This is a genomic window from Amnibacterium sp., from assembly GCF_025463795.1.
In the GTDB taxonomy this organism is placed as follows: domain Bacteria; phylum Actinomycetota; class Actinomycetes; order Actinomycetales; family Microbacteriaceae; genus Amnibacterium.
The window spans coordinates 23,054-35,276 of sequence record NZ_JAODBE010000152.1 but is presented as its reverse complement, the minus strand read 5'-3'; the positions used below and the strand labels follow the sequence as shown (position 1 = coordinate 35,276).

The following is a 12,223-nucleotide window of genomic DNA, read 5'->3' as shown; positions in this document are numbered from 1 at the left end:
CACCTGAAGGTCGTGATCCTGGCCAAAATCCGGCGGGGAGAGAGCTTCCTCTTCTCGTGGGAGTACTCGGCAGCCGCGGGACACGGCCACAGCTCCGTCTGGATCAACCCTTCAATCCCGCTCCAGTTCGACTTCGCCGGCAGCAGGGAGCCGCGCCTCAACCGGGCGTGGGTGGAAGAACTCGTCCGGCTCTCCAACACACCCGGGGGCCTCCGGATAACACCCGAGCCTGCCGAAACCGGGTCACCCGCAGACACCTGACGTTCTGCTGCCCGTCCCGCGGGCCTCTCCTCACCGACAGGGAGGAAAGCAATCAGAATGCGAACCGGTCTTCAGTTACCTTCAGCCACTCTGCGGCCTGCAGGGACGGTCGTTGGGGAGGCGGTGTTGCGTCAGACAGGACGCTTCCGGGCTGAGTCGCCCCGCAGCGCCGCTGCTTGGTGTTGTGCGGTGAGCACGAGGCGTCGCTCGGCCACTGCACGGGCCACGCTCCGCAGGGCCTGATTAGTGGACCGGGCGTGGTTCCTGAGGACTGTGAACGCCTGATCCATGTCGCAGTTCAAGGACTGGGCGATCAGCCCCTTCGCCTGCTCGACGACGATGCGGCTATCGAGCGCCCCTTGAAGGTGTGTGCTGAGGTCGCGCAGTTGCCGCGTGCCGCGTTCCTGCATGATCGCGATGGTGGCGACGTCGGTAAGTGCCTGGGCGAGGGCGATGTCCCGTTCGTTCAATGCTCCTACCGCGGAGTGGAATAGGTTCATGGTGCCGATGGTCTGGCCCTGCAGGCGCATCGGTGTGGCGTGCACGGACCGGTAGCCCCTTTCGAGCGCCGAGCGCTGGAACTCCGGCCACGGGCCGCCGCCCTTTCCGATGTCGCCCAGGGTGACTGCTTGACCAGTCGTGAAGCAGTCCCAACACGGGCCTGCCTCCGCAGCGAGTTGAACGACCTCCACGACATCGACGTCCTCGACCGATGAGGCCATCAGCTGCAGGTCCCCGTTCGCGTCCGTCAGCAGCAGACCGCCGGCGTCGGTGTCCAGCAGGTCGATGCAAGCGTCGATCAGCGTGTGCATCAGCTCGACGAGGTCGAAGTCGGACACGAGCGTGTTGGTGAGCGAAACGAATGCCGCGCTCGTTCGAGCCTCGCGGGTTGCGCTGTCCATGGCCACTTGCCTCCTGCTCAATGGTGCGTCTGCACCTGAGAAATGGTGTCTGCACTTGAAATCGGTGTCACAGCTGCCCGAAGTCGAACCGGCGGGTGATGACCTCACGCGCGAGCCCCGCGAGGGGAACGCCGGAGGCGAACGCCTGCCCGCGCAAGCGCAGCAGCGCGGTGCTGGCGCTGCAGTCGAGTTGCACCATCACCATCCCAGTGGCTTGATGCACCTCACGTCGCAACTCGACGGCGTTCCGCCCCGTCCTGCTGGTTGCCGCCTCAGCGGAGCGAGTCGCGAGGCGCACCGCCCGCCCCGCCACGCTCAGCGCCAGATCTTGGGCCACATCGATCATCTCGTCCGACCATCGTTCGACTGGCGAGCGGCTGTACAGGTCCGCCACTCCCACAGTCGCCGCACCGAGACGGAGAGGCAAGGCGAATAGTGCCCCAGCCCCGCATCGGACGGTCTCCAGCGCCAGCGTCGGCCAGGCGTTGGGCCCCGCCATGTCGGCCGCGTCCCAGAGGAACGCCGGCCCCTCGGTTCGCAAGGCCTCCCAATGCGGCCCCACACCCAACTCGAACTGCAAAGCCTCCAGCTTGACCGCCAGAGCATCGCTCGCCCCAACGACGGAGTGACTCCCGCGTTCGGTGACGACAGAGATCGACGCCCCCGCGACCGGAAGCGCATCGATGAACATGCGGCACAACGCGCGCCCAGGATCAGCATCGGCCGCGTCCTGCGCACCGTGTTCATCGCTGAAACTCATGACGTCCGCCATGACCAGCGCACCGTACACCCGGCGCCGACGTCCTCCCGCCCGGCCTGAACCTCTCCCCACGAGGCATCTCGGCTCACGAGCACCGTGTCACACCCCGCTTTGCAGTCACCGAGTCCTCGTCGCTCCAGCCCGCCCCGCGAGCCTGGTCCGCCAGCCGGGCCGCGCTGTCACGGATTCGGGGTGTTTTCACGGCGGTGGAGAGGTAGGCGATCTGCTTCGCGGCGTCGGCGGTCGCCGCAGACGACGTGTCCGTCGCCGAGAGCGACAGAGAAGGCGCGGTCGTAGTCGGCGAGGTCCCGATGCAGCAGGTCCGCCTCTGATCGCCCCGCGGGTTCGTGCCCAGTTGCGTGGCCTGGAGTGCGGTGACGGGACCGCGGCGCCGCACCGGTCCGCGGGACGGCCCAGAGGCGCACTCGCCGCCCACGAAGCGCATCCGGCGCGCATCACGGTGGACGGCCGTGGTTCCAGCCGCTGACCTTTCGCTGGAGGTTCACGTCCGTCACCGTGTCGGTGGGTAGATTGCTCCGGTTGCTCTGGACCCCGGCAACGGATTTATCCGTCGCTGCGTGGAGGAGCCCCTCATGGTCAACAACAAGTCTGCCTACAGCTCACCCGTCGGGCACTTCGACGGGGAAGGTGGTGACCAGTCGCGGGCGGCCCGTGGCAGCGCCACGAGTCCCCCCACCGAACCCAGAGGGGCCAAAATACCGCCGGTCCTACCCGACGGCACCATCATCGGCGGTGCCCGCGAAGCGATCGATGGCCACTGATGCGTCTCACCGCCGCCGTCATCCAAGCCCGCCGCTCCAGGGGATTCTCCGCAGGAGCCACAGCCCGCTCGTCGGAGACGACAAGAGCTGCGACGGTTGAGCCGGCCTTCGACCGGCCGGGGCTGGTCTGGATCTGGATACTCTCCGACCGGCTCCTCGGGCCGGGCGGCGCGACCCAGGGCTGGCTGGTCCGCGGCACGGTCTGCAGCCGCGCCAGCACTCACATCGGCTCCCGGCATCCGGGCCAGTTCCGCGGCAGCGACGGAACCGTCAGCGCGTTCCTGGCACGCAGCCTCGGACCCCCCGCCCTGCCGCCGCTGTCACCAACGCCTCCAGCGCCGCCCCTTCGCCGCTCCGGCAACGGGGTCCCGACGGAGACCGTTGCTCGCCTCCGAGAAGCCGCGTGAGGAATGGTCCACCTACGAGTTCCTCATCTCGAGCGGCCGAAACCCGGGCAAACCCGGCCCGTTCGGCCCCCCTTCCCCGCCCGCAACCCCGCCGCTACCGTCGAACGCCACCGGCACGAAAGGTCGCAACGATCTACACGATCAAGGTCAGCCGAGCGCACAGCGCTTGGGTCGCGGATGTCGAGAACCTAGACGGCGCGCACACCTGCGGGAAGGACTTGGTGACGCTGAGGCACAACCTCAGCAAGGCCATCCGCATCGCCGCTGACCGACCCCACATCTCGCCGCTTCCGACACCCTCCAGATTTGTCAACGTGCCCGCTTCGGTGCGCGTCGCATCTGGGCTCGGCGAGGCCGCAAGACTCCAGCAAGAACACCCCCTCAAGCACCTCCCCGAAGTCGTCGGAGAGGTCGTCCGGCAACTCGCGGACGACGGGATTTCAAGAGCCGACTCCGCGGCGCTGCTCCGGCTACCAGCCGACACCATCGCGGACCTCCGCGCACGACGGCCCCACCCGGCGCGGGGCAGCTTTGAGATACCCCGGAATCGCCATGGCCTTTCCGAACTGAACGGTGACGGGGTTCACCCGATGCCGCGACCGGCGGTCAGCGCCTGCGTCCGGTCATGAATCGGCGAGCTGTTCGCTGATGAGGTCCTGCACCTGATTCAGCAGCCATGCACGGAGCAGCCCGGGATGCTCTTCCTTCAACCAGGCCACCGCCTGCGCCGGGTCACGAACCCCACCCGGTTCACCCACTCACGCAATACACGTGGAAGCTTCAGTGCGGGCGACTGCTGCGCGTGCACGTTGGCGATGAGCAGCTGCTGACCGACCAGGGCCTGCGCGTTGGCGTCAAGCCACCGATGGAACGCATCCAAGTCGTCATCCCCGCTGCGTCGGACCAACGACTCGGCTGCTTCAACCATGCTCGACATCGACCGAGGGCCCTCCTGATGTCGGATCGAATCGAGCAGTTGCTCGATGTCGGCGGCGAACGCCGGTGGCTATCTCCCGCCACTGGCACTGACCGATGCTCCTCGATGACCTGGCCTACGGTTAGGGAGTGACAGCACCCGGTCGCGATCAACCCACCGCGACACGACGCCTATCCCTGTCCGCGACCACGGTGTCCGACACGGTCGCACTCTTCCCGCTCATGTCTGACCCGGCTGGGTGGTGTTTCGAGCCTGAGTCCCGTCATGCGGTGATCCACCAGACCATCGAATGGCTGCGACGAAGTGAGGAGCGTTGGACCGCTGGCGACTTGAGCTACTGGGTCGCCTGGGACCGGCTAGATGGCGCCCTTGTCGGTGTAGGTGGCGCGCAACGTCGGGCGGCCGGCTACTGGAACCTCAGCTGGCGCGTCGCGGCTTCCGCACAGGGCAAGGGCTACGCAACGGAGCTCGCGAAGGTCGCAATCGCCGCTGCCCAGAAGCAGGATCCACTGCTGACGATCATCGCTTGGATAACGCCGACCAACACACCCTCAATCCACGTCGCCGAGAGAGCGGGCCTCCAAAACCGGGGGGAACTCGCCGACCCCGAAGACGGCCTACCCCGCCTTGCCTTCACCGATCGCACTTACCCAGCAGACGAGACTCCCATCTGACATAGCTGCCATTACAGGCGCCTCCCGAGCGATGTCCGCCAAGACTCGGGCCCGCAATCAACGCTTCAGATAAGCCTTCCGTCGACTCGCGACCGCTGGCCCCTGTGAGCGACGCGCCCCGAAGTTGACTGCACCCAGGGGCACGGTGAGGATCGTGCAATGCGGTTGCACCCGATCATGTTCGTCCCGGATCAGTATGCAGAGCGAGATTTCTACGGGTTGCTCGGGTTCGAGCGTCACTACGAAGGCGACGAGTTCCCCGGTTTCCTCGCCATTCGTCACGGGGAAGCCGTCATCGGGTTGCAACGCGCGTCAACGGATCAGCCGCCCTACGGTGGCGGCCTGCGCTGGCAGTTCGAGGTCGAGTCGACGGCCGAACTCGACCACATCCTCGACACCTGCAAGGAGAACGACCTGGAGTACGAGTTGGAGGTGGAGGAGGGGGGCGACCGGTTCCGGACGCGACTGGTTCGCGTGCTCGCGCCCTCCGGTATCACCGTCTGGTTTGAGGGGCCCAACGAGCGTTAGCGGTCCGAACCCCCTCGAGTGGCAGCGTCGGCGGCAGCGGGGACTGCCGCAGGTAGGGAAAGCAGCAGCCTGTTCGGGGTCCCTGGAATGCCGTAAGGGCGCCGCCCTGCCTCCCGCGTACCGGCCGGGAGATCAGCCGGTGGCGCCGGGCCCGAGTGGTTTGGATGCCGATTCCATGTACCACTCCGTGAATCGGTCGCAACGGCCCTCGGCATCGAGGCCGACGATCCACAGGTTCTCGTAGACACGGCCGTCGGAGTAGACGGTTCGGCCCTGCACGAAGTGGCATCCGCGGTCTTCGCCGAGCGGATGCCAGGTGAACTGGTGATCGCCGGCCCTGTCGGCTCCGGACAGCCAGAGCGCCACGATCGCCTGCGGTCCGATCGCGGGTGTAGCCCAGGGGTAGGAGCGATATTCGGAGATCTCGCTGAACAGCGCCTCGATGTCGGAAGGCTCGTTCGAGTTCCACGCCTTCACGTAGCTGGCGATCCACCGTTCCAGAGCGCTCGCCATGAACCGACGATACCGCTGGGCCGGCCGGTCCCGCCGGGGCGATTCCATCGCGCACCCAGGACCAGCACGACGCCAGCGAAAATGGCGATACCGCCTCCTGCGCAGGCGGACGCGTCATCGCCCAGGGAAGCCGCGTCACGGGGACGACACCCCCGAACCCTCTGACCAAGGGCAGTGTCAGCGATGTCCTAATACATCACCACCTCACGCCGGCTCCGCGCAGGTTGCCGTGCCCACATTTTGCCCACACCTGTGGGCAATGATCGACATATGCCTGTAACCGACTTCGCGCGTTTTGGCCGACCAGACGGTGTTTTGTCATCGAGGAAGAACGCGCGTATACGGCGTCAGACAACTGAAAATCGAAAGGTCACCGGATCGACGCCGGTCGGAGCCACTCCTGAAACCCCCGGTCGTTCCCCGGGGGTGCTCGCGTTCTCCCGCCTGGCCTCTCCGCCGTGGGCGGACCGGCCGGACTGCACAGGCGGAGGCCGCTCCCCTCTGTCAGGTCTCCGCCTGGTGACCTGATCCCGCCGGAGAAGCGGGACCGAACCAGGTCGTGAGCGCGTCTGCGAGCCCCTGATCCGTGCCCGAACCCACCCAGGCGACGTGCCCGTCCGGGCGGATCAGCACCGCGGCCGGGGTGGGCCACGGGCCGATGACCGGGAGCTCCAGCTCGCCCTCGAATCGCGCGTCGACCAGGCGCACCCGCTCCAGCCACGGCTCGATCTCGAGGGAGCCCGGCGCCGCGAGGTTCAGCAGCACCGGGCGGGCGTCGCGCAGCAGGGCGAAGACGGTCGTCGGCCCGCCGGAGGCGACGAGGTCGAGGTCCGGCATGCGGCGGCCGAGCAGGGGATGGCCGGCGCCGAGGTCGTACGCGACGTCGAGCCCGTGGATGAGGGCCGCGACCTGGCGGCGGGGCTGGTCCAGGACCATCAGCGCGTCGATGGTCTCGGTGAGGGCGGCGGTCCGCGGGTCCTGACGCTGCAGGACGCTCTGCGCCATCGAGTGCTTCAGCGCCCGAGCGCCGGCGGGATGCCGTTCCGCGTGGTAGCTGTCGAGGAGCGAAGCGGGCGAGACGCCGTGCACGACCTGCGCGAGCTTCCAGCCGAGGTTGACCGCGTCCTGCATCCCGAGCCCGATGCCCTGCCCGCCGGCGGGGTAGTGGATGTGCGCGGCGTCGCCCGCGAGCAGCACCCGGCCGTTCCGGTACGCCGCCGCCTGCCTGGTGGCGTCGGTGAACCGGGAGATCCAGGTCGGATGGTGCACCCCGAAGTCGGTGCCGAACACGGCGACGAGGGATTCGCTGAGGTCGGCCAGCGTCGGCTCCGCGGCGGGTTCGAGCCGCTGCTCGGTGGTGACGACGCGATACGTCCGCCCGTCCTCCAGCGGCAGCAGGCCGTGCACGCCCCGCTCGTCCTGGCGCAGACCCGTCGGCGGTTCCGCCGCGACCTCCACCTCGGCGATCAGGTTGCTCCGGGTCGCGCCCCAGCCCGGGAAGCCGATCCCGGCCGCCTTGCGGATCGTGCTCCTGCCGCCGTCAGCGCCCACGAGGTACCCCGCGCGCACGGTCCCGCCGTCGGCGAGCGCGACCTCCACGCCGCCCTCGCCCTGGACGAAGCCGGTGACCTCCTGCCCTCGACGGACGTGAACACCGATCTCCTCGATCCACTCGGCGAGGATCGGCTCCAGCCGGTTCTGCCACAGGGCGAGCCCGTAGGGATGCCGGGTCGGGAAGTCGCCGATGTCGAGCGTCGTCGTACCGAACCGGGCGGTCTGCGCGACCTGGCCCGCGAACAGGAACCGGTCGGCGATCCCCCGCTGATCCAGGATCTCTATGGTGCGCGAGTGGACCCCGCCCGCGCGTGCACCGGCCAGCTCGGCCGTCGGGCGCCGCTCCAGCACCTGGACGTCGATCCCGGCCAGGGCCAGCTCGCCGGCCAGCATCATCCCGGTCGGTCCGCTGCCGACCACCACCACGTCCGCCATCGAGGCCACCTCCCTGCGACGCCGTCCGAAGGCGCGCGACCGAGCACCGTACGGCCGGACCCGGGTCTTGCGGCAAGGTCCCCCGGTCGCGGTACCTTCGAAGGAGAGGGCGGATCGACGCTCCGCGCCCGGGATCAGGTCAGCAGGTGCCCCATGCGGGTGCGTTTGGTCTCGAGGTACCGGTCGCTCTGGATCCCGTTGCGGACGACCACCGGCACCCGCTCCACGACTCTGACGCCGTGGTCCCGAAGCTGGCGGAGCTTGTCGGGGTTGTTGGTCATGAGGCGGACTCGCCGCACAGCGAGGTCGGCGAGGATCGCGGCCGCCGATCCGTAGTCACGGTCGTCGACGGGCAGTCCGAGCGCGGTGTTCGCATCGACGGTGTCCAGGCCGCCCTCCTGGAGGCGGTAGGCGCGGAGCTTGTTCACCAGCCCGATCCCTCGGCCTTCGTGCCCCCGGAGGTAGACGACCACACCGCCCTCAGCGGCGATGGCGTCGAGGGCGGCCGCCAGCTGGAGCCCGCAGTCGCACTTGGCGGAGTCGAGCACCTCGCCGGTGAGGCATTCGGAGTGCAGCCTGACGAGCGGCGTCGGGCCGAGGGGGTCGGCGATGACCGCGAGGTGGTCGACGCCGGTGGCCAGGTCGCGGTAGGCCCGCACCCGCAGCTCCCCCCGGCGGGTGGGCATCCGGGTCTCGACCTCGAACCGGACGGCGGCGGTCGCGTCCTCCCGGAGGGCGGTGCTCATGCGGCGTCCCGGGCGCCCGCGAGCGCGGCATCGACGGTGCGGAGGAGCTCCCTGCCGGACCGCTCGAACTGCTCGATCCCTCGGCGTTCGAGCGTCTCGACGACGTCGTCGTAGGAGACGCCGAGGTCGGCCAGTCGTCGAAGGACCGTCCGGGCGGAGTCGGCACTGAGGTCTCTGAGGTCGCCGGGCCGGCCGTGATCGGCGACCGCGCGGAGCGTGGCCTCCGGCATCGTGATGATGGAGCCCGGTGTCGCGAGTGCGTCGACGTAGCGGGTGTCCGGCATCCGGGGGTCCTTCACGCCGGTCGACGCCCAGAGCAGCGGCTGCGGATGAGCGCCGCGCTCGAGGAGCCGGACCGCGCGTTCCGATCCGAACCGTTCGTCGAACGTCTCCACCGCGAGACGCGAGTTGGCGATCGCCACGGCGCCCGCGAGCTCGGCGGCGGCGATCGAGTCCACCGCGCTGAGGCGCGCGTCGACCTCGCTGTCGACGCGTGAGACGAAGAAGGAGGCGACCGACCGGATCCGGTGCAGGTCCAACCCGCGTTCGGCGGCCCGCTCGAGCCCGGCGAGGTAGGCGTCCACGACCTGGCCGTACGTCGTCAACCCGAAGATCAGGGTGACGTTGACGCTGATGCCCTCGGCGATGGCGGCGGTGATCGCGTCCAGCCCGGCCCGTGTGGCGGGGATCTTCACGAAGACGTTGGGCCTGGCGACCAGCGCATGGAGGCGCCGCGCTTCGGCGACGGTTGCGATCGCGTCGTGGGCGACGTCGGCGCCGACCTCGATCGACACCCACCCGTCGGCGCCGTCCGTGGCGGCGTGGACGGGCGCGAGGACGTCAGCGGCGGCGGCCACGTCCTCCGTCATCAGCTGCAGGGCCGCATCGGCAGCGGGCACCCCCTGCTCGGCGAGGCGATGGAGGGCTGCGCCATACGCGGTCGAACGGGCCAGCGCGGCGGCGAAGATGGTGGGATTCGTCGTCACGCCGGAGACGCCGAAGCCGTCGATCAGCGACTGCAGGCCCCCACCGACGATGCGGTCCCGCGACAGGTCGTCGAGCCAGAGGCTGACGCCTCGGCGGACCAGCGTGCGAGCAGCGGTCTCGGTCATCACAGCTCCTCGAGGGCGATGCGGGCGTCGGCGAGTCTTCGCGCGTCGACGGGCCGGCCGCGCTGGATCAGGGCCGGGAGGGCCCCGTCGGGGTCCGGGTCGTTGACGTGCACCCCGGCGACGGGGCGACCGTCGACGAGCCACACGGCGGTGAACGACCCTGATCCGATGTCCCCGCGAACGACGGGATCGGCGTCGGTCATCAGGGGCGGGAAGCCGGCGAACCGCACCTTCACGTCGTACTGGGCGCTGAGGAACGTGGGCACGTCGTCGTACCGTTCCGAACCCCCGAGGACGGCGTCCGCGGCCACCGCCCCGCCGCGCAGCGCGTTCGAGAAGTGCTCGCTCCGGACGCGGACGTTCGCCACGGGATGCAGCACGGCGGCGATGTCACCCACCGCCCAGATCCGGTCGCTGCTCGAGCGCATCCGCGCGTCCACCAGGACGCCGTCTCGGATGCGGAGCCCGGCCTGCTCGGCCAGCCGGAGATCGGGAGCCGCACCGATGGCCACGAGCACGAGGTCCGCAGGAACCACGCCGGCGCCGCGCACGCGCACTCCGGTCAGGCGTCCGGCCGCGCCGGTGAAGCCGTCGACCGCGACCTCGGACCGGAACTCCACCCCGTGCTCCTCGTGCACGCGCCTGACGTGCTCGCCGAGCCGTCGGCCGAGCACGCCGGACAGGGGGGCGGGGTCGCGCATCAGCACCGTCACCGAATCGCCGAGCAGGCGCGCACTCGCGGCGACCTCCATGCCGATCCAGCCCGACCCGACGATCACGACCCGCTGGTCCCCTGTCGCGAGCCGATCCCGCAGCACGGCCGCGTCGTCGATGCTCCGGAGCGTGTGCACGCCGTCGAGCTCCATGCCGTCGACGGGCAGGGTCCGGGGGCGGGACCCGGTGGCGAGGATCACGGCGTCGGAGTCGACGGTCGTGCCGTCCTCCAGGCGGCCGGTCCCGTTCCTCGGGTCGATGTCGGTGACCCGGGAACCGAAGCGCGTCTCGATGTGGTGGTCCTCGAGCCATCCAGCCGGATCGAGGAGCACCGCGGCGAGGTCGGCCTCGCCCCGGAGGAACTGCTTCGAGAGCGCCGGGCGGAGGTACGGCGGGTTCGGGTCGCGGCCGACGAGGGTGATGCGCCCCTCGTACCCGCGCTCGCGCAGACCTCTCGTCGCTGCACCCCCGCCCGGTCCGGCTCCGGCGATGAGAACGTGTGACGCGACCATGGGATCCTCCGTCGGACGGGTGCGGCCTGTCGGAACGGTAGATCGGTCCGCTTCTATAGTCAAGGATTCTCTTTTTAGAAGTAGGGTGGGGCATGACCATCGACGGGCAGCAGGCACGTCTCGCGGCGCTGGCCGCGCTCAAGGACCCCGTCGACCGCAGGTGCTTCGCTCTCGTCGCCGCCGATGGCGGTGCAGTCGGCCGGGACGAGGTCGCCGAGGCGCTCGGCCTGCCGCGCTCCAGCGCCGCGTTCCGCCTGGACCGCCTGGTCGAGGTCGGCCTGCTCGCCGTCGAGTTCCGGCGTCGTTCGGACCGGACCGGACCCGGCGCGGGCCGGCCCGCGAAGCTGTATCGCGTCGTGCTGGAGGAACTGGGCGCGTCGGTGCCCGAACGGCACTACGAGCTCGCAGCGGACATCCTCGCCACGGTGGTGGACCGGGCCGGCGAGGAGGCGCCGCTGCGCGCGGAGCTCGCATCCGCTGCGTTCGAGCGCGGGGTGGAGATCGGACGGACGACCCGATCGGTCGACGACGCGCTCGAGCGAGGCGGCTACGAACCCGTCGAGGACGGCCGGTGGCAGCGCCTGACGAACTGCCCGTTCCATCAGCTCGCGAGGAGCCACACGACCACGATCTGCGCCGTGAACCACGCGTTGCTGCAGGGCGTTCTCCGGGGCGCCGGTGAGGATCCCGAGCGTGCCGAGTTCAGGCCGGACCCGACGGCCTGCTGCGTCCGGATGCGATCGGTCGAAGCTTGAGGGTCGGCGCGCCTCGCCGGTCCGCAACCGGCGCTTCCGGGCGCTCCCACCGACGACGCGCCGTGCACTGAACCTTCCGGTGCCCTGATCCGTCGTCCAGGTGAGGGCCTCCGGCCGGTGAAGCCCCGAGCGGTAAAGGAGTCGGACTGTGCGGTTCATCTGGACCCTCAGGATCGCGAGCGCGATCCTGCTCCTCGCGATCGGCGGGATCCACCTCTTCCTCGTGCTCGACGGGGAGGGCGGGCTGCTCGTCGCGCCCTTCCTGCTCAACGCGGTCGCCGGTCTCGGACTCGGGATCGCGCTGCTGGTGCTCCGCGGCCGGCTCCTGCCGGCCGCGGCGGTGCTCGGGCTGCTCTTCGCCGCTGCGAGCCTGCTCGCGCTGCTGCTCGCGCTCACCGTCGGGCTGTTCGGCATCCACGAGCACTGGACGTTCACCCTGGTTCCGCAGACGGTCGTCGTCGACGCGGTGGCGATCGTCGTGCTCGCGATCACGAGCGCCGTGCTGGCCCGCGCGGCCGGCCTCGTCGGTTCCGGCCGCGCGACGGCCATGCCGCGAGCCCGGTGAGTCGGGCCCCCTCAGCACCGGGACGGTGGGAGCCCGTGGCCGGGCTCCCACCGTCACGGGTCGCTC

At 69.8% G+C, this 12,223-nt stretch carries 13 protein-coding genes and 1 pseudogene; 6 read left to right on the top strand and 8 right to left on the bottom strand.

Going from position 1 to position 12,223, the window contains the following annotated elements; all coding sequences use genetic code 11:
• Nucleotides 1-261, top strand: a 261-nt coding sequence (locus JWQ92_RS13045; protein WP_297344892.1) for an ATP-dependent DNA ligase, incomplete at its 5' end; no start/stop codon positions are given.
• Between the two features lie 131 nt (nt 262-392).
• Here the strand turns inward: JWQ92_RS13045 and JWQ92_RS13040 are convergent.
• Entirely contained in the window at nt 393-1,163 is a 771-nt protein-coding gene (locus tag JWQ92_RS13040; RefSeq protein WP_297344891.1) for a GAF and ANTAR domain-containing protein, read from the bottom strand.
• 67 nt (nt 1,164-1,230) lie between these two features.
• Complete coding sequence (locus JWQ92_RS13035) at nt 1,231-1,935, bottom strand: GAF and ANTAR domain-containing protein (protein ID WP_297344890.1); 705 nt, start codon at nt 1,933-1,935, stop codon at nt 1,231-1,233.
• Nucleotides 1,936-2,516: 581 nt separating this feature from the next.
• Here JWQ92_RS13035 and JWQ92_RS13030 point away from each other — a divergent pair.
• The gene (locus tag JWQ92_RS13030) at nt 2,517-2,705 is read left to right on the top strand and encodes a hypothetical protein (protein WP_297344889.1); all 189 of its coding nucleotides are present in this window, start codon (nt 2,517-2,519) and stop codon (nt 2,703-2,705) included.
• 1,030 nt (nt 2,706-3,735) lie between these two features.
• Here the strand turns inward: JWQ92_RS13030 and JWQ92_RS13025 are convergent.
• Entirely contained in the window at nt 3,736-3,870 is a 135-nt protein-coding gene (locus tag JWQ92_RS13025; protein ID WP_297344888.1) for a hypothetical protein, read from the bottom strand.
• Nucleotides 3,871-4,177: 307 nt separating this feature from the next.
• Between JWQ92_RS13025 and JWQ92_RS13020 the strand changes: the two genes are divergently transcribed.
• Together JWQ92_RS13020 and JWQ92_RS13015 are read left to right on the top strand one after the other, a co-directional pair.
• The gene (locus JWQ92_RS13020) at nt 4,178-4,723 is read left to right on the top strand and encodes a GNAT family N-acetyltransferase (RefSeq protein WP_297344887.1); all 546 of its coding nucleotides are present in this window, start codon (nt 4,178-4,180) and stop codon (nt 4,721-4,723) included.
• Nucleotides 4,724-4,882: 159 nt separating this feature from the next.
• Nucleotides 4,883-5,251, top strand: coding sequence for a VOC family protein (locus JWQ92_RS13015; RefSeq protein WP_297344886.1), 369 nt, complete (start codon nt 4,883-4,885; stop codon nt 5,249-5,251).
• 132 nt (nt 5,252-5,383) lie between these two features.
• On the opposite strand, the gene JWQ92_RS13010 is transcribed toward JWQ92_RS13015, so the two are convergent.
• The 5 genes and pseudogenes from JWQ92_RS13010 to JWQ92_RS12990 form a co-directional block, all read right to left on the bottom strand.
• Complete coding sequence (locus tag JWQ92_RS13010; RefSeq protein WP_297344885.1) at nt 5,384-5,764, bottom strand: hypothetical protein; 381 nt, start codon at nt 5,762-5,764, stop codon at nt 5,384-5,386.
• 504 nt (nt 5,765-6,268) lie between these two features.
• A complete protein-coding gene (locus JWQ92_RS13005; RefSeq protein WP_297344884.1) occupies nt 6,269-7,753 on the bottom strand; it encodes an FAD-dependent monooxygenase in 1,485 nt (494 codons plus the stop codon).
• Nucleotides 7,754-7,887: 134 nt separating this feature from the next.
• A pseudogene (gene ribA, locus JWQ92_RS13000) lies at nt 7,888-8,469 on the bottom strand (GTP cyclohydrolase II); the annotation flags it as partial.
• 26 nt (nt 8,470-8,495) lie between these two features.
• The gene (gene tal / locus JWQ92_RS12995) at nt 8,496-9,611 is read right to left on the bottom strand and encodes a transaldolase (protein WP_297344883.1); all 1,116 of its coding nucleotides are present in this window, start codon (nt 9,609-9,611) and stop codon (nt 8,496-8,498) included.
• Entirely contained in the window at nt 9,611-10,837 is a 1,227-nt protein-coding gene (locus JWQ92_RS12990; RefSeq protein WP_297344882.1) for an NAD(P)/FAD-dependent oxidoreductase, read from the bottom strand. The genes tal and JWQ92_RS12990 overlap by 1 nt, the downstream gene beginning before the upstream one ends.
• A 92-nt stretch (nt 10,838-10,929) precedes the next feature.
• Between JWQ92_RS12990 and JWQ92_RS12985 the strand changes: the two genes are divergently transcribed.
• Together JWQ92_RS12985 and JWQ92_RS12980 are read left to right on the top strand one after the other, a co-directional pair.
• On the top strand, nt 10,930-11,592 hold the full coding sequence (locus tag JWQ92_RS12985; protein ID WP_297344881.1) for a transcriptional regulator: 663 nt from the start codon (nt 10,930-10,932) through the stop codon (nt 11,590-11,592).
• A gap of 148 nt (nt 11,593-11,740) precedes the next feature.
• Nucleotides 11,741-12,157 (top strand): hypothetical protein, encoded by a 417-nt coding sequence (locus tag JWQ92_RS12980; protein WP_297344880.1) that lies wholly within the window; start codon nt 11,741-11,743, stop codon nt 12,155-12,157.
• The last annotated feature ends 66 nt before the right edge of the window (nt 12,158-12,223 follow it).

Excerpts from the sequence above, each read along its gene's own strand:
- JWQ92_RS13040 (WP_297344891.1), bottom strand. The coding sequence starts at position 1,163 with ATGGACAGCGCAACCCGCGAGGCTCGAACGAGCGCGGCATTCGTTTCG.
- JWQ92_RS13035 (WP_297344890.1), bottom strand. The coding sequence starts at position 1,935 with ATGGCGGACGTCATGAGTTTCAGCGATGAACACGGTGCGCAGGACGCG.
- JWQ92_RS13030 (WP_297344889.1), top strand. The coding sequence starts at position 2,517 with ATGGTCAACAACAAGTCTGCCTACAGCTCACCCGTCGGGCACTTCGAC.
- JWQ92_RS13015 (WP_297344886.1), top strand. The coding sequence starts at position 4,883 with ATGCGGTTGCACCCGATCATGTTCGTCCCGGATCAGTATGCAGAGCGA.
- JWQ92_RS13010 (WP_297344885.1), bottom strand. The coding sequence starts at position 5,764 with ATGGCGAGCGCTCTGGAACGGTGGATCGCCAGCTACGTGAAGGCGTGG.
- JWQ92_RS13005 (WP_297344884.1), bottom strand. The coding sequence starts at position 7,753 with ATGGCGGACGTGGTGGTGGTCGGCAGCGGACCGACCGGGATGATGCTG.
- tal (WP_297344883.1), bottom strand. The coding sequence starts at position 9,611 with ATGACCGAGACCGCTGCTCGCACGCTGGTCCGCCGAGGCGTCAGCCTC.
- JWQ92_RS12990 (WP_297344882.1), bottom strand. The coding sequence starts at position 10,837 with ATGGTCGCGTCACACGTTCTCATCGCCGGAGCCGGACCGGGCGGGGGT.
- JWQ92_RS12985 (WP_297344881.1), top strand. The coding sequence starts at position 10,930 with ATGACCATCGACGGGCAGCAGGCACGTCTCGCGGCGCTGGCCGCGCTC.